The 22,369-nt window shown below is 42.3% G+C and carries 19 protein-coding genes; 9 read left to right on the forward strand and 10 right to left on the reverse strand.

The window, feature by feature from the left end; all coding sequences use genetic code 11:
* The first annotated feature begins 83 nt into the window (after window positions 1-83).
* The 3 genes from HWQ41_RS28715 to HWQ41_RS28725 all read left to right on the forward strand — a co-directional run bounded on the left by HWQ41_RS28715 (window position 84) and on the right by HWQ41_RS28725 (window position 6,932).
* Window positions 84-3,137, forward strand: a complete 3,054-nt coding sequence (locus HWQ41_RS28715; protein WP_292770638.1) for a hybrid sensor histidine kinase/response regulator — start codon at window positions 84-86, stop codon at window positions 3,135-3,137.
* Between the two features lie 216 nt (window positions 3,138-3,353).
* Window positions 3,354-3,812 (forward strand): hypothetical protein, encoded by a 459-nt coding sequence (locus tag HWQ41_RS28720; RefSeq protein WP_292770640.1) that lies wholly within the window; start codon window positions 3,354-3,356, stop codon window positions 3,810-3,812.
* A gap of 72 nt (window positions 3,813-3,884) precedes the next feature.
* On the forward strand, window positions 3,885-6,932 hold the full coding sequence (locus tag HWQ41_RS28725; RefSeq protein ID WP_292770641.1) for a HEAT repeat domain-containing protein: 3,048 nt from the start codon (window positions 3,885-3,887) through the stop codon (window positions 6,930-6,932).
* Window positions 6,933-7,531: 599 nt separating this feature from the next.
* On the opposite strand, the gene HWQ41_RS28730 is transcribed toward HWQ41_RS28725, so the two are convergent.
* On the reverse strand, window positions 7,532-7,666 hold the full coding sequence (locus HWQ41_RS28730; RefSeq protein ID WP_292770643.1) for a hypothetical protein: 135 nt from the start codon (window positions 7,664-7,666) through the stop codon (window positions 7,532-7,534).
* 505 nt (window positions 7,667-8,171) lie between these two features.
* Between HWQ41_RS28730 and HWQ41_RS28735 the strand changes: the two genes are divergently transcribed.
* The 3 genes from HWQ41_RS28735 (at window position 8,172) to HWQ41_RS28745 (ending at window position 10,028) form a co-directional block, all read left to right on the forward strand.
* The gene (locus HWQ41_RS28735; protein WP_292770645.1) at window positions 8,172-8,417 is read left to right on the forward strand and encodes a hypothetical protein; all 246 of its coding nucleotides are present in this window, start codon (window positions 8,172-8,174) and stop codon (window positions 8,415-8,417) included.
* Window positions 8,418-8,479: 62 nt separating this feature from the next.
* Window positions 8,480-8,695 carry a type II toxin-antitoxin system mRNA interferase toxin, RelE/StbE family gene (locus tag HWQ41_RS28740; RefSeq protein WP_292770647.1) on the forward strand — a complete coding sequence of 72 codons (216 nt, stop codon included), beginning with the start codon at window positions 8,480-8,482 and terminating at the stop codon, window positions 8,693-8,695.
* Between the two features lie 145 nt (window positions 8,696-8,840).
* The gene (locus tag HWQ41_RS28745) at window positions 8,841-10,028 is read left to right on the forward strand and encodes a PEP-CTERM sorting domain-containing protein (RefSeq protein WP_292770649.1); all 1,188 of its coding nucleotides are present in this window, start codon (window positions 8,841-8,843) and stop codon (window positions 10,026-10,028) included.
* A gap of 299 nt (window positions 10,029-10,327) precedes the next feature.
* On the opposite strand, the gene HWQ41_RS28750 is transcribed toward HWQ41_RS28745, so the two are convergent.
* On the reverse strand, window positions 10,328-10,612 hold the full coding sequence (locus tag HWQ41_RS28750) for a DUF427 domain-containing protein (RefSeq protein ID WP_292770651.1): 285 nt from the start codon (window positions 10,610-10,612) through the stop codon (window positions 10,328-10,330).
* Between the two features lie 1,470 nt (window positions 10,613-12,082).
* Window positions 12,083-12,289: a hypothetical protein gene (locus HWQ41_RS28755; RefSeq protein ID WP_292770653.1), complete on the reverse strand. Its 207-nt coding sequence runs from the start codon at window positions 12,287-12,289 to the stop codon at window positions 12,083-12,085.
* A 509-nt stretch (window positions 12,290-12,798) separates the two neighbouring features.
* Here HWQ41_RS28755 and HWQ41_RS28760 point away from each other — a divergent pair.
* The 3 genes from HWQ41_RS28760 (at window position 12,799) to HWQ41_RS28770 (ending at window position 15,532) form a co-directional block, all read left to right on the forward strand.
* Window positions 12,799-13,953 carry a KamA family radical SAM protein gene (locus HWQ41_RS28760; protein ID WP_292770655.1) on the forward strand — a complete coding sequence of 385 codons (1,155 nt, stop codon included), beginning with the start codon at window positions 12,799-12,801 and terminating at the stop codon, window positions 13,951-13,953.
* A gap of 111 nt (window positions 13,954-14,064) precedes the next feature.
* Window positions 14,065-14,460 (forward strand): SET domain-containing protein, encoded by a 396-nt coding sequence (locus HWQ41_RS28765; protein ID WP_292770657.1) that lies wholly within the window; start codon window positions 14,065-14,067, stop codon window positions 14,458-14,460.
* 16 nt (window positions 14,461-14,476) lie between these two features.
* The gene (locus HWQ41_RS28770) at window positions 14,477-15,532 is read left to right on the forward strand and encodes a D-alanine--D-alanine ligase (protein WP_292770659.1); all 1,056 of its coding nucleotides are present in this window, start codon (window positions 14,477-14,479) and stop codon (window positions 15,530-15,532) included.
* Between the two features lie 429 nt (window positions 15,533-15,961).
* Here HWQ41_RS28770 and HWQ41_RS28775 read toward each other — a convergent pair whose 3' ends face one another.
* The 7 genes from HWQ41_RS28775 to HWQ41_RS28805 all read right to left on the reverse strand — a co-directional run bounded on the left by HWQ41_RS28775 (window position 15,962) and on the right by HWQ41_RS28805 (window position 22,216).
* The gene (locus tag HWQ41_RS28775) at window positions 15,962-16,348 is read right to left on the reverse strand and encodes an SET domain-containing protein (protein WP_292770661.1); all 387 of its coding nucleotides are present in this window, start codon (window positions 16,346-16,348) and stop codon (window positions 15,962-15,964) included.
* A gap of 94 nt (window positions 16,349-16,442) precedes the next feature.
* Window positions 16,443-17,825, reverse strand: coding sequence for an MATE family efflux transporter (locus tag HWQ41_RS28780; RefSeq protein ID WP_292770663.1), 1,383 nt, complete (start codon window positions 17,823-17,825; stop codon window positions 16,443-16,445).
* A 184-nt stretch (window positions 17,826-18,009) separates the two neighbouring features.
* Window positions 18,010-18,411: a pentapeptide repeat-containing protein gene (locus tag HWQ41_RS28785; protein WP_292770665.1), complete on the reverse strand. Its 402-nt coding sequence runs from the start codon at window positions 18,409-18,411 to the stop codon at window positions 18,010-18,012.
* 160 nt (window positions 18,412-18,571) lie between these two features.
* The gene (locus HWQ41_RS28790) at window positions 18,572-20,767 is read right to left on the reverse strand and encodes a transglycosylase SLT domain-containing protein (protein ID WP_292770667.1); all 2,196 of its coding nucleotides are present in this window, start codon (window positions 20,765-20,767) and stop codon (window positions 18,572-18,574) included.
* 377 nt (window positions 20,768-21,144) lie between these two features.
* Window positions 21,145-21,672: a hypothetical protein gene (locus HWQ41_RS28795; RefSeq protein ID WP_292770669.1), complete on the reverse strand. Its 528-nt coding sequence runs from the start codon at window positions 21,670-21,672 to the stop codon at window positions 21,145-21,147.
* Window positions 21,673-21,702: 30 nt separating this feature from the next.
* Window positions 21,703-22,059: a hypothetical protein gene (locus HWQ41_RS28800; protein ID WP_292770671.1), complete on the reverse strand. Its 357-nt coding sequence runs from the start codon at window positions 22,057-22,059 to the stop codon at window positions 21,703-21,705.
* Window positions 21,995-22,216 (reverse strand): hypothetical protein, encoded by a 222-nt coding sequence (locus HWQ41_RS28805; RefSeq protein WP_292770673.1) that lies wholly within the window; start codon window positions 22,214-22,216, stop codon window positions 21,995-21,997. Before HWQ41_RS28805 ends, HWQ41_RS28800 begins: the two co-directional genes overlap by 65 nt.
* Window positions 22,217-22,369: the final 153 nt, after the last annotated feature.

The raw sequence follows: 22,369 nt of genomic DNA on the forward strand, positions 1-22,369 counted from the left end.
GTCATCTGTCAGCTGTTTGTTTTTCACCACTTACTACTGACAAATGACAAATGACAAACGACAAATGACTATTAACAAAAACCATGCTACAAGACAAAGAATTAGAAATCCAGATGCAGTTTCTGGAAGAAGCAACTGATTACTTAAATACTCTAGAAGGAGTATTGCTGGAAATCGATACTACTAACCGCATCGATTTGGATAAAATCAATGCTGCACTCCGGGCCACTCATTCTATTAAAGGTGGCGCGGGGATGATGGGATTTAGATCGCTAAGTGATTTAGCTCACCGTCTGGAAGATTCCTTTAAAGTTTTAAAAACTAAAAAAAATTCTCTAGAAATTGATACTCAGTTGCAAAGTTTATTGCTATCTGGAGTTGACTGGCTGCGTCAGATTGTCGAATTGCTTGCAGAAGGAAATGTTGTCGAAGATCAGTGGTTAGAAACCTTTTGTTACCCAATTTTTGATGAGTTGCACGATCGCTTGGGTGACCCCAGCCCTGAAGATGCCTCAAGTATGCTATCCCCAGAAGATGGACAAGACGTTATCCCCTTACTATTTGGCACAGAAGTAGAAGAGTGTTTGCAGCGTCTAGAATCTATATTGGCAGATAGCGAACAGCCCGGATTGCATGAAGAAGTTGTGATCATGGCAGCTGAATTGGGCGGTTTAGGGGAAATGCTTCAGTTGGCAGCTTTTACCAAGCTTTGTGAGTCAGTGACGCAGCAATTGGAAACAGTTAGCAGCGATCGCATTCCCGAAATTGCCCAGTTAGCATTGCAAGCATGGCGGCGATCGCAAGCTTTGGTGCTGACAAATCAACTAGATAACTTGCCTACAGAAATTGACTTGGGTAGTTATACGCAATCGCAGCCACTATTACAAGCAGAAGTAATACCACAGGTTCTGGACACAGATACAGAAGTAGAAGTAGTGTCAATATCTGTTTCGCAACCAGAAATAACTAAAGATGAAGCGTTGGCGCAGCCCACCGCAGGTATCGCTGCCAATTTTACATTTTTGGATGCAGAATTTGCCGATGACGTTAATGCTGTCAATGTCACAGAGCAAAATACAATATTTACTAAAGAAAATAATCCTCCAGATGCCAGATTTGGCGAAAGCATAGGAGAGCCAGTTGGCGTTGCTAAAGAGCGGGAAATTCATGAAAATAGCGTTCGAGTTCCTAGCAAACAACTAGAGCAAATTAATGATTTATTTGGTGAACTGATTGTTCAGCGGAATGGGTTGAACTCGCAACTAGAAAAATTACGCAAACTCGTTCGTAACCTCAACCAGCGAGTACAAGTTCTTGACCGAGAAAACCAGGATTTACATACAGCCTACGACAAAATTTCTACTCAAGCCGCTATATCTGCTGGTGTGCGTAGACACGAAGTGGCTTTTCAACAGACATCGCAAGCTGAAAATGGCCACCAAACACAAGGCACAGAAAGGGAATTTGATGCCTTAGAAATGGATCGCTATAACGAATTAAACCTGCGATCGCAGGGAGTTATGGAAACCATTGTTCAGGTACAAGAAGTCACAACTGATGTGCAACTCAGTGTAGATGATACAGACCAAATTGCTCGGAAATTAAACAAAACATCGAAACAGTTACAGACCAAACTAAATCACATTCGGATGCGGCCGCTGTCCGATTTAGTCGAACGTTTTCCTAGAGCTTTACGCGATTTAAATGTAGAGTATGGGAAAAATGTCCAGTTAAAAATTGAAGGTGGCAACACTTTAATTGAACGCAGCATTTTAGAAGCTTTAAACGAACCTTTAATGCATCTGTTAAGGAATGCCTTCGATCATGGTATCGAAGACCATACCACCCGCCGCCTTCTGGGTAAACCAGAACAAGGATTAATTGAAATTAAAGCTACCCACCGCAGTAATCGCACCCTGATTACCATACGTGATGATGGTTGGGGCATTTCTCTGGAGAAAATTCGCACCCGCGCCCTAGCTATGGGATTGGATGCTTCTCTACTCGCTAATGCTAGTGATGAAGAACTGTTATCACTAATTTTTGAAGCAGGTTTTACCACCTCCGAGCAAGTGACAGCATTATCTGGTCGCGGTGTCGGTATGGATGTGGTTCGCAACAACCTCAAACTGATTCGAGGAGATGTCAAAGTTGATACGGAACCTGGAGTTGGTACTACCTTCACCCTATCAGTACCGTTTACACTTTCCGTTGCCCGAGTTCTGCTAGTAGAAATCAACAAAATGGTATTGGCATTTCCCACAGATGTCATTTCAGAAATATCTTTACTCCAAGACGAGCGAATTTTCCAAATGGCAGGTAGCGAAGTTCTAAATTGGCAAGGAACGATGCTGCCACTGATTCGCCTGACTCATTATTTAGAGTTTAATTGCCTGCGCTACGATAACCCAGAATTGGAAACACCGCCAGCAATTAATACTAGCAGTGTGTTAGTAGTCCAAGGTAATAATCAGCCAGTCGCAATCCAAATAGACCGTTGCTGGGGTGAACAGGAAGTTGCTATTCGCCAAGTCGAGGGAAATATACCTTTACCTGAAGGTTTCAGCAACTGCACAATTCTCGGTGATGGTCGAGTAGTGCCACTAATTAATGTCAATGAGTTGCTGTATTGGATTGCTACGAATCGGCAGACTTCCAGAGGCACTCAATTACCATCAGCAAGGTTAAAGACACCGTTCCTCATATTTGATGAAGAGAAAATATCAGCAGCATCTGTTAAGCAGAAAGGCACAATTTTGATCGTAGATGACTCGATTAATGTTCGCCGCTTTTTAGCCCTGACTCTTGAGAAAGGAGGGTATCAAGTAGAACAAGCTAAAGATGGTCAAGATGCCTTAGAAAAACTCCATAGTGGATTGAGAGTTGAGGCAGTAATTTGCGATATTGAAATGCCTCGCCTTGATGGTTATGGCTTTTTAGGTAAGGTAAATTCAGACGTGGATACAAAAAATATTCCAGTTGCGATGCTGACTTCTCGTAGCAGCAATAAACATCGCCAACTGGCTATGCAATTGGGGGCGCGGGCTTACTTTTCTAAACCTTATAACGAGCAAGAGTTACTTCAAACGCTGGAAGAAATAATTTGTAGCGTAGCAGGAAAGGCAGCTTCTAATTAAAAATTGATAATTGATAACTCATAATCGGGTTTCAGATATTTTCGTAGGTGCGTTAGCAAGTGCCTTGGCGACTAGAAGTCGCGGCTATACAGACAAAACCCGCCTGCGCGGGTTAAAACGACTGAGTTATATTCAGTAATAATCGCCGAGCTTTTGCGTCATACTATTTGTGTCAATTGAAATAATTTCTACATAAACTCAATTTGTAGTGAATTTATGGTAACTGTAACACTGACGGCTGTTGCTACTGCGATCGCAACTACACTTTGGACTAAAGCACAGGAAAAAATCGGCGAAAACATTGGTGGTGCTTTATGGACGGCTCCTGGTAAGTTAATAGGATTACTCCGCCAGAAGCATCAAGCACCATCTCTCACCAGTGCTGTTGAGGGAAATGAACCGCAACGATTAGATTATGGTGAAGCAGTGTTGGAACTTCAAGCAGCAGCAGCACAAGACCCAGAAATTGCTCAAGCAGTTGTGGAAGTGGAAGCAGCAGTCAACAAAGATCAATCTGAGACTGCTAAGGAAATTCAAAAATTAGCAGCAGAAATCAAGTCACAGCCGTCAGTTGTCAATAACTTTGCGAAGTTAGCAGAAGAGATAAAAGCAGAGAAAGGTGCAATGGTTGCCCAACAAATCACAATTGGGGAACAGACCAATACTTATAACTGACTACAGACGTCTCAAGGGGAGGATGAGACAAAGTTAACTCCTGATGACTGGCGCAAAGTCTGCCGTGAATTGTTGGCAGAACGGCGAAAGCTTACTACAAATCCCCTGACATCAACAGAAGGAGTCGCGCTGCAAGTTGATGATGTTTACGTACCACTGGGATTAGTTGAGCGTAAAAAACAATCTAAGCGTCAAGGCGATATTTCTCCAGAACAGGGTTCAGAACTGTACAAAGAGACAGAAATCACCAAAACGTTTGAGCATGATGCTTTTCTTGAAGAAGTTCTCAAACAGAAGAACACGCCTAAAAGTCAAGGTAAGCGAATTGCAATTATTGGCGAACCAGGAGCAGGAAAGACAACACTTTTACAGCAGATTGCTGATTGGGTATCTCGTGAGATTGACCAGTCAATTGTGATTTGGGTATCTTTGGCAGATTTGCGAGAGAAGGAACTAAAATCTTATCTGTTCGAGACTTGGTTAACTCAGGTGGCGGAGAAAAGAGGTAAAGCTGAAGCCACTAAGCAACTGAAGGATGATTTTGTTGCTCTATTTAATCAAAATAATGTGTGGCTGCTGCTAGATGGGTTAGATGAAATGTCCGCATCTTCAGGTAATCCTCTAACAGAAATTGCACGGCAATTCCGTGAAGCAGGGTTAATTTCTCAAGCGCGGATTGTGCTGACCTGTCGGGTTAATCTGTGGGATGGCAGCAGTAATGCACTTGATGATTTTGATACCTATCGCAGTTTAGATTTTTCTTATCCAGAACAAGTAGAGAGATTTATTCACAAATGGTTCGCTGCTATTCCCGAAACTGGGAAGCAGTTATGCACTGCTTTGAAAGAATCAGGTAAGGAACGAATTCAAGATTTAGTGAAAAATCCTCTGCGGTTGACGCTGCTGTGCTTGAATTGGCAATCAGGAGATGGCAAGCTACCGGATACTCAAGCGGGACTCTATCAGCAATTTGTTGATGACTTCTACAAGTGGAAAAAAGAGGAATTTGCTACAAACTATGACCAGCGTCAGCAACTTAATATTAAATTGGGGGAATTAGCTAGAGAAGCAATAGACAAAGAAGCAACCCCTTTTCGCTTACGGCAGGATTTTGTTAATCGCTTTTTGGGTAATCCTGATGATGAAAATTCGCTGCTGAAACTGGCAATAAATCGCGGCTGGCTGAACTGTGTAGGGATAGATACAAATAGAAAACCTGTTTACGCTTTCTTTCATGCCTCATTTCAAGAGTACTTTGCTGCTAAAGCAATTGATGACTGGCATTTCTTTCTCAACTACGTTCCCAAAAATCCCAGTCAAGGAACTTATCGCATCTTTGAACCGCAATGGAAGCAAACAATATTACTTTGGTTAGGGCGAGAAGAAGAAAACCTCAAACAGCAAAAGCAACAGTTTATCGATGCTTTAGTGAACTTTAAAGACGGATGTGGTAAGTGGAATAGAGAAGATGTAGATAAAGGATTTTATGAATATCGCGCCTATTTTTTAGCAGCCGCAGGAATTGCCGAGTTTAGGGATGATTCTAGAGCCGATGAAATAGTTAAGCAAATTGTCAAATGGGGCTTTGGTTATTTCAATAGCAAAAAACAGAACTGGATAAAATTTTCCAGTCTAATTGAAGAAAAAGCTAGATTAACACTGCAACACACAGACCGTATAAAAGCGATCACTGCATTAGTGCAACTGCTTCAATCTAAAGATGTTGATGACTATACCCGTTACCAAGTAGCAGATAGCTTAGGGAAAATCGGCACAGGCAATGAATTTGCGATCACTGGCTTAGTGCAACTGCTGCAATCAACTAATGTGTCTGACTCCACCCGTTGGCAGGCAGCATATAGCTTAGGGAAAATCGACCCAGGCAATGAAATTGCGATCGCTGCCTTGATGCAACTGTTGCAATCAACTGATGTGGTCACCCGTATACAGGCAGCAGAAAGCTTAGGGGAAATTGACCCAGACAATAAAATTGCGATTGCTGCCTTGGTGCAACTGCTGCAATTAAATGATGTATATGACAAGACCCGTATGCTGGCAGCATCTAGCTTAGGGAAAATCGGTACAGGCAATGAATTTGCGATCGCTGCCTTAGTGCAACTGCTGCAATCAACTAATGTGGATAACTACACTCGTAGGCAGGCAGCAAAAAGCTTAGGGGAAATCGGCACAGGCAATGAATTTGCGATCACTGCCTTAGTGCAACTGCTGCAATCAACTAATGTGGATAACTACACCCGTAGGCAGGCAGCAGAAAGCTTAGGAAAAATCGGCATAGGTAATAAAATTGCGATCGCTGCCTTGGTGCAACTGCTGCAATCAACTGATGTAAATCACTCCACCCGTTGGCAGGCAGCAAAAAGCTTAGGGGAAATCGGCACAGGCAATGAATTTGTGATTGCTGCCTTGGTGCAACTGCTGCAATCAAATGATGTACATGACAACACCCGTATGCAGGCAGCATCTAGCTTAGGCAAAATCGGCACAGGCAATGAAATTGCGATCGCTACCTTGGCGCAACTACTGCAATCAAATGATGTATATGAAAACATACGTATGCAGCCAGCAGAAAGCTTAGGAAAATTTGACCCAGACAATGAAATTGCGATCACAGCCTTGGTGCAACTGCTGCAATCAACTGATGTGGATAACTTCACCCGTAGGGAGGCAGCATATAGGTTAGGGGAAATCCGCACAGGCAATGAAATTGCGATCACTGTCTTAGTGCAACTGCTGCAATCAAGAAATCTGGATGACAACACGCGTAGGCAGGCAGCATCTAGCTTAGGGAAAATCGGCACAGGCAATGAAATTGCGATCGCAGCCTTGGTGCAACTGCTGCAATCAACTAATATGGATGACTACACCCGTTGGCTGGCAGTATTTAACTTAGGGAAAATTCTACAGCATAATCAGCATCGCTTTGCGGTAGTCAAAGCTTTAAGTAGTTATCAGCTATTTGATAATAATTGCTCCAGTGTCATCTGGAATTGCGCCCAGAATATGCCTTACACCGATTTCTATCAAGCTTGGCATCAGCATAATGTTACTACTCGTGCGATGCGAAGCTTAAAGAAAATCCTCTTCACAAGAATAATTTAAGTCCTTTTGCAGCAGCAACGTTACAAATAAAGTTGCCGCGATAACAACAGCTTGTCCACTCGTTACAAAGACAGACGCGGACGTTACGAATGTTTGTCTGTTAGCAACAACAGCTTAAGCATTTATTATAAATGGATACTCATTTGCTGCGATTGCGTACTCATTTGTAGCGATCGCTGTCTCATTCATAACTAATGCTTAAAATTTAATCTAATAAATTAAGCATTAATTATAAATGGCTACTCATTTGTAGCAATTGCGTACTCAGTTATAGCGATCGCTGTCTCATTCATAACTAATGCTTAAAATTTAAGCTAACAAATTAAGCATTAATTATAAATGGCTACTCATTTCTAGCGATCGCTGTCTCATTTGCAGCAATTGCTTATGCATTTGTTATAAATGCTTGCATCTTAGTAACAATAGTTTGTTCATTTCTAGCAAATGCTTAAGCAAACCTGATTAATATAGAAGCATTTCTAGCAAATCCTTCTATCTTTTTTGCAAATACTTAAGTAAAACTTATCAAAACAGAAGTTATCGTCACAAATAGCTCCGCTTGGTTTTTTTACGTCATGCCTTTTGCTTGTTAGCCTTAATTATAAAGTTATATCAGTGGCAGTAAACCGCACATCAAGCGATCGCGCAATTCTAGCTATTTGCTGCTTTTGTATTGCACTTAGATCATTAGAATTCAAGATAAAACCATAGTCTAGAAACGCAGGTTTTCCCAAAGCTACCGATGATATGAGTTAAAATCCTGTTATATTCATTACTACTCATGCAGAACGCCCTAAAAAAATGCGTTGGCAAAGCCCAAGGTAGGTATCGCTACATCAGTCCACCAACCAAATCTAGAGAAATTCCTAAGAAATCTTATTAATCTTCAATTTTCTCACTGTTTCAAGTCAAGAGCCGTTAGAGGATGTTTGAAAAGTCGTAAAGTATACTAGAAACCCCTCTCCAAACCTCTCCCCGAAAGGTCAAGAGGCTTTGAAACCCCCATTCCCTCGTAAGGAAGGGGGGCTAGGGGGGTTACGTTTCCGAGGCTTTGATGTTACGAAAAATACTTTTCAAACACCTTCTTAGGGAAAGCCTAGAATAATGGTCATTGTCATGTCTAAGATATTATAAAGAATATATAGATTTACTGTGTAATTTAACGTGAGTTAGACAAAGCTAAAAAAGCGGTGATAGTAAGACTTTTAAGCTTATAGATTCCCACAAATAATTAAGAGGATGAAGCAATTGAGTAACCTAGATAGAGTTTTAGATGCAGCAATGGATTTTCCTTTAGAGCAGCAAGAAATGCTGGTAAAAATTCTCAAAAACCGAATTATTGAAAGTCGCCGAGATGAAATTGCGTCAGATGCAGCAACTTCCATTGCTGAATTCCAAGCAGGTAGGCTCAAAGTCCAGACTGCTGCTGAAGCAATTCAAGAATTACGGGAATATCTCAATAAGCCAAGTGCAGCCGATGTATAGGTTGGTTATCACTAGCAAATTTAAAAGTAGCTCTCCGAAAATTTGCTCGTCGTAATGCTGACTTGCAAGCCGGAATAGAAGAAACTATTGCTGCTATGGAGAATGATATATTTGCAGCTAACTTGGGCACTCACAAGCTAGAGGGAAAGCTATCAGGCTTGCTTTCATGCTCTTGTGGATATGATTGTCGCATTGTTTTCTCAATGAAAACCGATGACGAGAGTGGGGAACAAGTTATTCTTTTGCTAGACATTGGTACTCATGACGATGTTTATTAGCTCAGTACAAGTGCGATCGCCGATTTTGTAGCAACCATCTTAAAATCCTGTTATCTTCATAACTACCCACCTAGAACGCCCCAAAAAAGTGCGATGTACAAGTGAATTTTTTTATTTTTTGACAAATTAATCCGAGGAGTTTTAGGTGATAAAAAACAATAGAAAAAAGGCTGTTGCTCAAGCTATTTCCACAGCCGTTGCTCTGGGCTGGGCAATAATGCAAGTAGAATCAGCACAAGCTGCTACTTTGACGGTTAACAATCTCAATGACAGTGGCGTTGGCTCATTACGAGATACTATCAACATTGCAAATAGCAATGACGTGGTAGAGTTCTTATTGGGAAGTCATCCTAGTACAATTGCCTTGACAAGTGGGACACTTGCGATGCCTGCGGCGGGCTACGCCTACGCTAAGGATCTGACTATCAATGGCCCAGGTACTAACTTACTTACCATCAGTAGTAATAATCAATTCCCCGTGCTTGACATTAGCGCTGCGAATGTTACACTTTCTGGGCTAGCGATCGCTGGTGATTTCAATGCTTACGATTCTGGTAATCTAACGTTTACCAATAGCACCATCAGCGGCGACAATGTGAATATAGATAGTAACCTAACGCTTATCAATAGCACTATCAGCGCCGACAATGTGAAGATAGATAACGCTACTGATAACTTAGAACTTATCAATAGCACTATCAGCAGCAACAATAATATTGAGATTAATACTAATGATCTGACCCTCACTGATTATAGTCACATAGTTAGCAGCAATAATACTGAGATTAATGCTAAACGACTGAATGTCCAAGACTATAGTAACATCGGGACTTCCAACGGCATCACTAACGGCGGCAATTTAAGTATCTCTACTAATAATGTTGACTTAAATAATGACGGCGAAATTAACGCTGGTAGCAATAATTTGGGAGCAGGAGGTGAGATAACTATTACAACCAATAGCCTTTTCATAAGAGATGGTGCCACCCTCAACGTCAATTCTGGGTCAATCAGCGATGGTTTAGGAGGTAACATCAGTCTCAAAGTAGTACCCCAAACAAGCGCGATCGCTGCTGGTAGCAATAATTCAGGAGTAGCAGGTAACATAACTATCAACACTGGTTTTTTACTCGCACCACCCACCGAACCAAGCGCGATCGCTGGTGGTAACATTAATTCAGGAGCAGGAGGTAGTATAACTGTTACAGCCAGTGACGTTGTTTTCCTGACCAGAGTACCCGAACCAAGTGCGATCGCTGGTAGTATACTTGCTGGTAGTCTGGCTTGGCTGGCAAAGAGAAAGCAAGCAGCATTTCGCAAGGCGAAGGCATAATTACCTCTCAAAATAAAGTTTTACTTGGAGTGCATTGGTTGAGATAGTGTAGCCAAATCATCCCTTGTATGCTTTTGAGATTAGAGTTGATAATAGCGATCGCTTCAGTAGATTACACTCCCAAATCCTTGTCTATAGTCGTCAAACGAGTGATGACAAGAACAGTTAAAATAAATTCGCAAATAGTTTAAATAATTAGCCCACTCAGACTTATCTCTGCGCGGGCTAATTATTTTATGGGCAATTAGCCGGACATAATATCAATGTCCCTGAAACTAAAATACTTCCAGGAACCTTTATTAAGCCTCAACTTTTACACCTTTCCAGAAGGCCACATAACCTTCAATATTCTTAGCTTTCTCCTTAGCGCTGGGATAGTACCAAGCAGCATCTTTATTGATTTGCCCATCAACGTCGATACTGTAGTAGCTGGCGACACCTTTCCAAGGACAAGTGCTGTGGGTGTTACTTTCTGTGAAGTACTGCTTGTTAATGGTGTCAACAGGGAAATAATGGTTGCCTTCCACAACTACGGTATTATCACTCTCGGCTAAAACTGCTCCATTCCAAATTGCTTTCGGCATAAATGACTTTGGCTCTAAACTATACACATAACATTTTGACACTATCAGCTTATTTGTAGTGAATTTATGGAACCTGTGACGCTGATCGGTGTGTTCACCATCTAAGAGTGCTAAGGAAATTCAAAAATTAGCAGTACAAATCAAGTCGCATTTAGCACAAAAAGAGAGTTTTTTCTCAATCTTCTGGGCGTATCTTCTCTAAATAACATGGGTACTTTTGTTCTATAACTCCCAATACGGTTCGGTTAATACCATTTATTTTTGAAGATGCGCCTATAGAACTTACCCAAAACCGCGCTGTAGGGGCAATTCATGAATTGCCCCTACGTGAATAAAGCGCAGCCTCACATAGAATTGGTATAAGGTGCATAGTCCTTAAAGATCCCCCTTAATCCCCCTTAAAAAGGGGGAAATAGAGCCATTCTTAGTCCCCCTTTTTAAGGGGGGTTGGGGGAATAAAGTCTTATCCGAAGCGTATTGCCATGACTCCTAATTTATCAAGAAAGAATTCAGAAGTCAGTAAGAGGCAACACTTTGGCGAGGTTTCCCTCCAGTATTAATTACAATCACTTTTATTTATGTATTTAAGAAACAAAAACATTTGTTTCTATCAGAAATATTTCCTAGCATATTGGTATGCAAACTTAATTAGCCAAAAAAAAAGTTGGATTTCGGTTTATAGCCTCAAGCAAAAAATATCTATAAGGAAATACGACAATTACATATATGTAGGCGATCGCACTTTATATAAATGCTTGTCACTAAAGGATTTTATGTAGCGTACCTTTGCCTTTTATCAGTTCTTATTTCCTTGCTAAATATTCTGCAAATTCCCTATTTCTCATATTTGGGTTAATTTGACTCAGCCGTTTGTGTAATTTACAAATAAAGCTATCAGATAAACTGAGTATAGGATGTTGATATTTATAAAACAGTGGACTCTATTACTAGAGAACACTGACTGATTGTATTTTGTTCTAGTTGAGGATAACTCTATGAAACTTACAAACTTGATAAATTCTGCACATATTGTTGCTTGGATTAATTGTATGGCTAAAATCACTAGCCTTTATACAGCCAACAATAACAAAAGTGGCGCATCAATAAATACAGCCGTCAACTCTGACGTTTTACCTAGCCATTCCACGAATGTTAATTGCCTCAAACCCTTTGATACTGCTTTTCTTGCGTATCACATGATGGGTCTTAATAATTTTGAATGATCCAAGTTACCTCAATGAGGTCAAGTCACAGTTGACATCATTCAGTAATACTAATGATTTCAGTTACTAAGTACAAGTTGCTCAAGATTCGTAACGGCTTTATAGCGTTTCCTGGTCTAGTGAACTATGTTGTCGGTTTTTACTCAGATAAAGATGAAAGCATACTTGCTTGACTTAAGTCAGAAAATTATCTTCTTTCACACCAGAAAAATTATTTTCATCCTTAGTGGGTCGATAGTGTTTGGATTCATGCCTCTTTCTTAGCCTGCTTGGCTTTGAAGGAGGTTTTTGGTTTTTCTGGAAATTCGTTGCCTTCTTTAGCCTGCCTAATACCTATCTCAATCAAAAAAGCTGCGAGGTTGGCTGTCGGTCTGCCTTGTGCATCTGCCAACACCTCTAAATCTTCAAATACCGAGTCTGGAAGAGTTACAGTAAATCGTTTCCTCGGCGACAAGCCGAAGAAGCGTCTACGTCTTTCTGAAGTTTAGTGGCAGAATAAATAATTACATCAACAAGCATGACAGCAGAGGCATATTCTGTGTATGAAGATACTTATTGTTGAACTTTTGGTATCATTTTTAGAGTAGTTCAACTTTGTTTTCATGCCCTGTATTCAAGTCGATGTTAAAATTCCACCTCATCTTCACAAAAAGCTAGCTATTCATGTTGCTAAGACTGAGGCATTTAAATCTGAGGTAATTATTAACGCTCTTAATCATTACTGAGAGTGTACTGAGGATGTGTCAAATCCTTGTTATTAGAGGCAGAACCAGCCATCATCTCTGACATCAAACGAGCCAAACTATTTATATTTCTACGCCACAACAGTTATTACCTGTTTGATGAGGAGTTTAAATCAGAAATGGTCACATTTGTCAATACTTTTCTCTTTTATCTACGAATGTAGGTAAATAAACCAGGCTGTGATTGGTTTATTATTCTCAGATTAATTTAGTTCTAATCATGATCAAAAATACTATTCTAGATCCTCTCGTAACCGATGTTCGGTGTGAAGAAATTTGTCAGATTTTGGGAGAGACTTACAACCAGGAACGCTGGAACGATTGGCGCTGGCAAATGCGGCATAGGTTGACTAAGCTGGAACACTTTCAGAGGTTATTAAGGCTTAGTGCTACTGAAGAGAAGGGACTGTTAATCGCACCAGAGAAGTTTGCTGTAGCCGTAACCCCATACTTTGCATCACTGCTTGATCCAGAAGATCCGCTTTGCCCACTACGGTTACAAGTGATACCACGGGAAGAAGAACTAATAGTTAGTACAGCAGACATGGTAGATCCATGCGGTGAAGATAACGACACTCCAGTGCCAGGACTCGTACACCGCTACCCTGACCGTGTGTTACTGCTTGCCCTAGACACTTGTGCTGCTTATTGCCGTTACTGCACCCGCTCTCGTTTGGTGAGCCAAGGTGAGATGTACCCAGTAACGCGGCGCTTGGATGCGATCGCCACTTACCTAGAGGAACACACCGAGATCCGTGATGTGCTAATTTCTGGTGGCGATCCGCTGTTGATGGCTGATGAACCTTTAGACAACTTGCTGGGGCGGCTGCGTGCCATTAAGCATATTGAATTTATCCGAATTGGTTCTCGCGTGCCGAGTTTCTTGCCGCAGCGAATTACACCGGAACTGGTTGCCTTGCTTCGTAAACATCGCGTGTGGCTATCTTTGCACTTTTGTCATGTGCGGGAACTTACCCCGGAAGTAGCACAAGCTTGCGATCGCCTAGCTGATGGTGGTATTCCTCTAGGCAGTCAAACCGTGCTGTTAAAAGGTGTGAATGATTCTGAAAAAGCCCTCAAGCAGTTGTTTCACGGTCTTCTCAAGTTGCGTGTGCGACCTTATTACCTTTACCAATGCGACCCAGTTGTTGGCACCGCACATCTGCGAACGAGTGTTCAAACTGGGCTTGATCTAATTTCTAAATTGCGTGGTCATACCACTGGCTACGCTGTACCAACCTATGTGATTGATGCCCCTGGCGGTGGTGGCAAAGTCCCAATTCAAGCCGAGACTCTACTTGCATACGAGAAGGGCACAGCTACAGTGCGAAATTGGGCAGGTAAGACATACACCTATGTAGATCCAGTGGAGTAGGGCTAACACTATATATGAGTTGATCGCCATCATCTAAAAGAGCCAATTGGAAAAGTTCTGTTAAGTTTTTGGCAAACCAAAAAACTAAGTAATCGCAGGAGATTAGTTGGAATGTTGATTGTTGGTAATACAAACCTAAAAGGTCGAGGTGTCTTCGCACAGAAGCGCTTTTTGAAAGGAGAACTCATTGAGAGAGTGCCAGTTGTTGTTATACCCGCAGAACAGGTTGAATTCCTAGATAAAACAATTTTGGGCAACTATTACTACGATTGGGAAGATAAAGCTGCGGCGATCGCTCTAGGTTTATCTTCCTTGATCAACCATTCTTACCATCCCAATGCTTATTATGTGAAAAAGTTTGCCGACCGAGAGTTACATCTGATTGCCTACCGAGAGATAGAAGTGGGAGAAGAAATTACTGCCAACTACAACGGTTCTCCTGACGAGAAATCTCCTATATGGTTTGATGTCGTTGATGAGCTATCTTCGACTCCATTGAGGATTTAGTAATTGGAATTCCTTAATGAAGACACCTGATTTGGACATTAAAACTAACAGCGAAAGCTTTCTCACTAAGATTCATAGGGTTATGGGGTTATTTATTGGTCTGTGTTATGACCTGAAGGCAGACTACCTTAAGGCTGGTTTTAGCGCTTCTGAGGTGATGGAGTTCGACGATGAAGAAACTATCATCGGGCTGGAAGATGCGTTATTTCAGTTAGGTCATCAGGTTGAACGTGTCGGCAATGGTAGAGAACTAGCTCTCAGGTTAGCAAATGGCGATCGCTGGGATTTGATTTTCAATATTGCTGAGGGTTTGAAGGGTCGCTCTCGTGAAGCCCAAGTCCCGGCAGTCTGTGAATTATTCGCTCAACCTTACACCTTTTCCGATCCGCTCACCTGCGCCTTAACGCTAGACAAGGCGCTTGCTAAGAGGGTAGTACGCGATCGCGGTTTGCCGACAGCTTCCTTTGAGGTAGTGAGTACTACCGCAGAAGCCGCCGCCGTGTCACTGCCAATGCCAGTTTTCCTCAAGCCTGTGGCGGAGGGCAGTTCTAAAGGGGTAACTGGGCATTCTCTTGTCAAAGAACGCGAGGAGCTAGTAAATACTTATCAATTGTTACGCGAACTTTTTCAGCAACCAGTACTCGTGGAAACCTTTCTTCCCGGTAGAGAACTAACAGTGGGCATTCTTGGTAACGGCAGCAGATCACGGGTAGTAGGTGTGATGGAAGTAATTTTTACAGACCAAGCAGAAACCTCCGCCTATACTACCCTCAACAAGGATGAGTATTTGAAACGGGTATCTTATCGTTTACTCATAGATCCCGAAGCACTGGCAGCACAGGCAAGGCAGCTGGCGTTGGATGCTTACCATACTCTTGGTTGCCGTGACGCTGCCCGCGTCGATCTGCGCTGCGATGCTCATGGAGTGTTGCAGTTTATGGAGGTTAACCCATTGCCAGGGCTACATCATATCCGCTCAGACTTGCCAATTATGGGACGTTTGGGTAGTGTGACATACACAGAAATCATTGCTGAAATAGTCGAGTCTGCATGGCAAAGATACAAATGCTGAAGCTAGTTGCGATAGTTTGTAGTAAGCACTTTAGTGCTTAAAAAATAAGGACTAAAGTCCTTACTACGAGCCAATTTAATTTATTTTACATTACGTAAGATATAGCAGTCCGAAATGATTCGTAAACTTCTTTGCTTCTTCCTTGGCGCTCTTCTCTACGAGACGCTGCGCGTTGGCGGCTTGGCGGTTCGATAATTTTTACAACTCAAATAGGATTGCTATAGTTTGATTTATTCTTGCCCACTTACTTAGTACACGTCACTGTAAAAGGGGTTCGGAAATATTGAGACTTGATGTTGGGTTTCACTAAAGTTCTACCCAACCTACGAATGATTAAATTCCATACCCTTTTTGTGGTGTTCTGTACTTAGTGCGGCAGAAACAATCCCTAATCACTCTAATATCTTTTGAGTTGAAATCGGATACCACTCAAAGCCACGGTGAAAATTGTTTTGCTCGCTTGGACATTGGCTCCAAACGCACATCTATCGTTATTTCCTCATTGGGTTGAATATCTATCAAAGCAAATACTTTGCGTTTCTCAAGGTCAACCAGGGTATTGGGATTTCGAGAATGATTGACTGCCGCAAACTTAGTTGAACCCTCAGCTGTTAAACAAATTTCCTCACTAATTCCAATAAATTTACCCTCCCTCAGAAATTCATCAGTTTGCTCGGCATATCTAACCTCTTGGTAAAAATTGGAAAAGCTAAAGTCTATTATTTGCTCTTCTTCTAATATCAACTCCTTGGCAAAAAGCCCGTAACCGTTAATTATACTCTGACGAACTTCACATTTTGGCGCATTGTCAATCAAGTTTTCTATCTCTTGAGGAGTCAGCATAATTACAAGTTGCTATATCTTCAATTGTTTAGTTTTTCTAATTTAAAATTTATTTTAGCTGAAGTTTTTAGAGCTGTTCAACCAGACTCTCAGAAGTCAAAAGATAAAAACGCCAAGTTAAAAGCACTGCACCCATGAGTAGCCCTACTACTAAACCCAACCATAAACCTATAGCACCCCAGCCGAAAGTGAATGTCATCAGATAGCCGCCACCTAGACCTACCCCCCAGTAAGCGAACATAGTGATTAACACTGGCACTTTAGTATCTTTCAACCCGATCAATGCACCAGCAGCAATAGTCTGAATAGAATAAAATATCTGGACTATTGCCCCCACGGCTAGGAAAGAAATTGCGGTTTTAACTATCTCGATATTATCCAGATTACTGGTGTCCAAATACATTGCGACAATATAGTTGGGAAACAGCCAAAAAATTAGTGCCACAATGCTCACAAAGGGAGTAACAAGCGCAATGCAGACAAATCCTGCTCTGCTTGCACCCTTAAGATCATTTTGTCCCCTCAGCTGTCCTACTCTCATGGTGATGGCATAGGAAATACCTATAGATACTGTTTCGACAAAACTTTCTGTCTCAACGGTAATTTCATGAGCTGCTAACGTGTCTGTCCCAAACCACCCCATCATTAAAGCAGTAGCTGTGAATACTCCAATTTCTGCTCCATACTGCAATCCCAAGAACCACCCAGTTTGGAAGATATCTATAAACATATCTTTATCGAACTGGTGCAGAGCGCAATCAAGTTGGTAGTCTTTAAAGTAGTCGTCGAAGTAAACCCACCCGGCGACGGCAATAAAATTCAGCCAAAAAATGAGTGCGCTTCCCCAACCGATACCGGCTAAACCAAGGGCTGGTAAACCAAATTTACCGAACATTAGTATGTAATTAGCAGCCGCATTCAATAATAGTCCAGCCACCGTAATTACTGTTAGGAATTGGGGGCGATTCAGGGCAGAGCTAACTTCTTTTAAGATACAAAAACCGAGCGCAGCCGGAAAACCCCAAACAATAGACCGCAAATATGTTTGAGCTAATAACACATTGCTTTCTTCTTGACCAGTCAGCAGTAGAATATAGTCAAAGTGCCAAATGACAAACATCACAGGTAAGCACATGGTCATAGCTAACCAAATTCCTTGACCGGTAGCACGGCTAACTTGGTCTACTTTTCCAGCACCAAAAGCATTGGCGACACTTGCACCTACTGCTGAAAGAATAGAACGACAAACGGAAGCTAGAGTAGAAAAGGCCACTGCACCTAAAGCACCCGCAGCTAAAGCTTGGCTATTAAGTAAGCCCATCATCACGCCATCTAATAAAGGAATGCCCGCTTCTAATATTTGAGTAATTACCAGAGGAACTGCCAATTGTAGGCAGGCTTGGACTTCTAATATCAGTTCTGACTTAAATTCTTTTGAAGTTAACTCCATTGGGCACAAAAATTAAGGAGGGTGCGAAAAAAATAAAATTTAATATATTTAAGATATGTTACCACTTACAGATGCGCTCAACTCAAGCTATTAGCGATCGCTTCACCCTCTCAACAGAAAAAACAGCGTAGGCGCAGCCCGCCACAGGTATCGCTCTTTGGAGAAAAAGTTTTTGGTTTACTGTTCATCCACGTCCACAACCATCATTGCTAATTCTTCCATTTGGCAAAATGGTATTGCAGAGAATGGCATCACGAACGTTCCCGATAATGGCATTTCTGAGATTGGCATTACTGAGGTCAGCATTCTCAAAGCCGGTGCCGTCCAAATCAGCACCACTGAGGTCAGCCCCTATCAAAATAACGTATTCCAAGTTGGCATTCAGCAAAATAGCACCACTCAGGTTAGCACCCGTCAAGTTGACACGAGCCAAATCTACATCAGTCAGGTCGGCATTTCTCAGGTCAACTCCACTAAGGTTGATATCTCTCAGGTCGGATCTGATCAAGCAAACACCTCTCAAGTCAACACCGGCAAAGTTAGTCTCTCCAGCATTCAACCGACTGAAAAATTCTTCAAGATCCATACCCAGTAAACCACAAACTTTTGAAACCGCAAGTAATAATGGGGGTTTTAGCCCTTGTGAATCAGGAAGCAAACACTGTCAATGTGTAAGTACTAGAGTTGTGAACTTTGAATTAAAAAATTGCTTTAACTCAACATTCACAACTCATAACTTTCTCAGATTATCGCGCCGGTAGTTGTGGGTGTGTAGCCGAGTACTTGGCGACGATGCCAGAAATCTCAGGGTTGTAAAGCCTCAGATAATTCCAGTAGTTGCCAAATACTTGCCGCACATAATTTTTAGTTTCATCAAAGGGAATTTGTTCAACAAACTCATCTGGATCTTGTGTAGTTTGAGTTTGCAGCCATTTGGAGACATTGCCAGGGCCAGCATTGTAACTGGCGATCGCGAGCAGGGAGTTATTGTTATATTGCTGATGGGTATGATCCAAATACCATGTACCCAGCATGATGTTATCGTTGGGATTTTCTAAGTTTATGGTTTTGATATCCACCTTGATTTGTGGGGCAATCCATTGAGCTGTACTCGGCAACAGCTGCATTAAACCAGTAGCGTTAGCAACGGATTTAATTTTTGGCTCAAACCGTGACTCCTGACGGATTAAGGCAGTGACTAACAGGGGATTGAGTTTACGCTCAGTAGACCACTTTTCAATCTCCCGGAGATAGGGAAATGGATAACGGGCTTGCCAATAGGTGATTTGCTTGCTTAAAGTTTGATATTGGGCAAGTTCAGCTGGTGTTTCCCGGTCTTCCAATTTAGAAATTTTGTCAATTCCGATGAGATTTTCTCCCTTAGCCTGTCGCATCAACCCTTCAGTAAATTGCTCTGCTACCGTTGGCTGAATTTTGTTCTGAAATTCTGTTTCCCATTGTAACCAAGCATCGCGGTCTTGACCCAGCAGATATAATTCTTTGAAAGTTTCAGAACCAGCAGGCGGTAATGGACGCTGGGGTGTGATTACTTCCGGGTTCATGACGCGCACGTTGTCAAAGTTGCCAACATTTAGCCCCAGCATCGTCGCGGCTCGCCATGCATAGTAAGAGTAGGGAAACTGGCTAATCACATACTCATAAGCTGTTTGAGATTGCTGCTGTTTCCCTAGCGAAGCTGCCCATTTTCCTACCCAAAAGCCTGCTCTCGGAGCCAAAATACTGTTGGGGTTGTTGGTGACAATTGGTTCTGCCCATTGCCAAGCACCGATGTAATCTTTGGTTTTGGCTTTATCTTGGGCGATTTTCCAGCGATACTCTGCCGCCTCATCAGAATTGCCGTATTTGGCTATGAGTAATTGCCATGCTTGGCTAGCTGACTTTTGATTATTGAGGGCTTGGAGAGTTTTGGCTTTTTGTGCCAATGCAGTACCAGCTTGTTTCGGAAATTTACTAATTACCTGCTCAAGATAGGGTAAGCCGTCTTTAGGTGTTTTTGCCATTTCTGCTAACCGCAGTAGTGCATTCCCAGTGTCTTCAGTATTTGGAAATTGCTGCACTAATTGTTTATAGGTGGCGATCGCTTTTTCTTTATCTTTGCCTCCTACCTGTAACCCCCGTGCGGTGCGGTAGAGGTTGCGCGATGTTTTGGGTGCTTGGGCATAAGCATTCGCCGCTTTGAGAAATTGATTATTTTCCCAATAGCTTGTACCAATGAGTTCCCAGTCTTCGGGTTTCAGGGTAGGCTGTTTTACTAACTGATCCAAAACGCCCACTATCCCTGGTTGGTCATAGGCATATTTAGCCAAAATCAACTCTAATTGTGGCTGATTGGGATTTTCTTGCAAGCGTTTGCGGATAATTTCCCAAGTCAGAGGATTAGAAGGAAATTGAGCGATCGCGGTTTCTTGTTGCTTGGGTTGAGCAATCAGATATAGCGCTTTCACTGTCGCCGCTTCTTTGGGATACTGTTTCAGCACGCTTTGCCTGAGATCCGAGGCTTTGCCGTCATTGCCCAGTATATCCTGTGCCTGCGCCTGTTTCAGCAAAATGTAGGGCGCGAGGATGGCATAGTCTTTCTCTAGTCCTTGGAGTAAAAGCAGGGCTTTTTGGGCTTGGGTTCTTTCAATGTAATCACTCGCCAAAAGATAACGAGCGCGATTTCGGTCTGGCGAACTGGATTGTCCGGCGATCGCTGCTAGTTTTGCCGCCCGTTCTGGCAGCGATTCTGATATCAGTGGAAAGACGGCTGATTGGGCAATGCTACCCTCTGATGTTGGCTGTGCTTTATTCTGACTCAGTTTGAGCCATTGCCCCACAGACTTGCCAATCTGAGGTGCTGATACCATTGCCCCAGCTAAAAAGGCAAATAGTGCTGCACCCGCAATTATCGAAATTTGTTTTTTCTGTAGTTTCTTCAGCATGAATACCCGCTGAAAAGTTCCGGTGAATTTCTTGAAACTCTAGCACTCCTAACCATCAGTGTTACCAATTTTTAATTTTAGATTTTTAATTTTATGTAGAAAAATCCTAATTTTCAATCCTACGTTTAGCAGTATTGAGTAGATAGCACATTTTAGATACTATTACATCTATCTTGGGTACTTGATTAATTCGTAATTCGTAATTCGTAATTAAGCTTTGCAACCGGGATAAAGACAAGAGCCACAAAACTTGCGTGATTTTTGAACCGTGGGACTTAAATTCACCGAATTTGGTTAAAGAAAATTTGGCCGATTTTAACCCACTTCTCACAGGGTTCGCACCGATGTTATGCTGCGATCGCCTCCAATGAATGCATTTACCCCACAGCCAGCAATTCATTCAGCTTGCTCTTCAAGTCTGGCGATGCCATTAGCGGTTTATAGACTTCACCTTCATAGAGTTTCCAAACATATCTAGAACTGAATGGTCTAAACGCTGAAGATGAGCCAACTGCTTGCCAAACTGTTTCAGCTAAAACCAATCCCGGAAACGCCAAAGTAGAAGACTCTTCAATCAATTCGCTATAAGTTCTAAACTCATCTACTTCCACGCCCACCAAGGCATACCGAAAAAGTGGAGCAGACTGTAAACGTTGATACAGCAAAATACCCAGTTCCGTCATCAGATAAGCACTTTCTGGTGTATCAGTTCCAATCTCACTAATACCACTCGGACAAACTCGACACCACCAGTTCTCCTCAATGTCCTGAAAAATTGATGTCCGACATTGGGACTGTTTACCGTTTGAGAGAACCCAGGAAATTTGATCAAAATGCTGGGCAAATCGCTCTGCTCCGGCTTGCTCTACTCCACATTCAGCCGATAAGGTAAACGTCCACGCCATCACCGTTCTCCCGTTGAATGAATTAGACTGTTAAACTTTGTCCCAATCATTCTGAGTATTTGCCAGCGCTGCTTCGTATTTCTCTAAAAGCATTGTAGCTCTTGGCAAAATACTGACGTGAGTGGGGCTATCTTGGACAGCTTTAATATCTCCGGTAATTTTGCTGTCGTCAATTTGCCAAAGAGGATCTTTTCCCGTTCCTCCAAATGTTGCAGGTCTGCGGAATATTGGCAAACTTTCAATTGACAGCGAAACAGACATTCCTTTCGTAAATACGTTTTGCTTACCACATCTGAGTAAAGCGATCGCTTCCAAAATGCTACTATGCGATCGCCGATATAGCAAATGCGATCGCCGATATAGCAAATGCGATCGCCGATATAGCAAATGCGATCACCGATATAGCAAACGGCATCACGGAAGCAACAAACGGCATCACCGATATAGCAAACGGCATCACGGAAGCAACAAACCGCATCACAGAAGCAACAAACGGCCTCACAGAAGTAACAAACGGCATCACAGAAGCAACAAACGACTTCACGGAAGTAATAAATGCGTAGGCGAAGCCCGCACTTTGACCCTTCTCTACGAGACGCTACACGTAGCTTGCTTCCCGTTCGCCCCTGGCGTCCCGTAGGGAAGGGTACGGCAAAGCTCAGGGCAGGTGTTATACCCTGAGCTTTGCCGAAGGGCA

Source organism: Nostoc sp. NOS(2021) (assembly GCF_017115025.1).
Taxonomy (GTDB): Bacteria; Cyanobacteriota; Cyanobacteriia; order Cyanobacteriales; family Nostocaceae; genus Nostoc.

Coding starts and splice junctions, on each gene's coding strand:
- HWQ41_RS28715 (WP_292770638.1), top strand. CDS start 84: ATGCTACAAGACAAAGAATTAGAAATCCAGATGCAGTTTCTGGAAGAA.
- HWQ41_RS28720 (WP_292770640.1), top strand. CDS start 3,354: ATGGTAACTGTAACACTGACGGCTGTTGCTACTGCGATCGCAACTACA.
- HWQ41_RS28735 (WP_292770645.1), top strand. CDS start 8,172: ATGAAGCAATTGAGTAACCTAGATAGAGTTTTAGATGCAGCAATGGAT.
- HWQ41_RS28750 (WP_292770651.1), bottom strand. CDS start 10,612: ATGCCGAAAGCAATTTGGAATGGAGCAGTTTTAGCCGAGAGTGATAAT.
- HWQ41_RS28760 (WP_292770655.1), top strand. CDS start 12,799: ATGATCAAAAATACTATTCTAGATCCTCTCGTAACCGATGTTCGGTGT.
- HWQ41_RS28765 (WP_292770657.1), top strand. CDS start 14,065: ATGTTGATTGTTGGTAATACAAACCTAAAAGGTCGAGGTGTCTTCGCA.
- HWQ41_RS28770 (WP_292770659.1), top strand. CDS start 14,477: ATGAAGACACCTGATTTGGACATTAAAACTAACAGCGAAAGCTTTCTC.
- HWQ41_RS28780 (WP_292770663.1), bottom strand. CDS start 17,825: ATGGAGTTAACTTCAAAAGAATTTAAGTCAGAACTGATATTAGAAGTC.
- HWQ41_RS28785 (WP_292770665.1), bottom strand. CDS start 18,411: ATGGATCTTGAAGAATTTTTCAGTCGGTTGAATGCTGGAGAGACTAAC.
- HWQ41_RS28790 (WP_292770667.1), bottom strand. CDS start 20,767: ATGCTGAAGAAACTACAGAAAAAACAAATTTCGATAATTGCGGGTGCA.
- HWQ41_RS28795 (WP_292770669.1), bottom strand. CDS start 21,672: ATGGCGTGGACGTTTACCTTATCGGCTGAATGTGGAGTAGAGCAAGCC.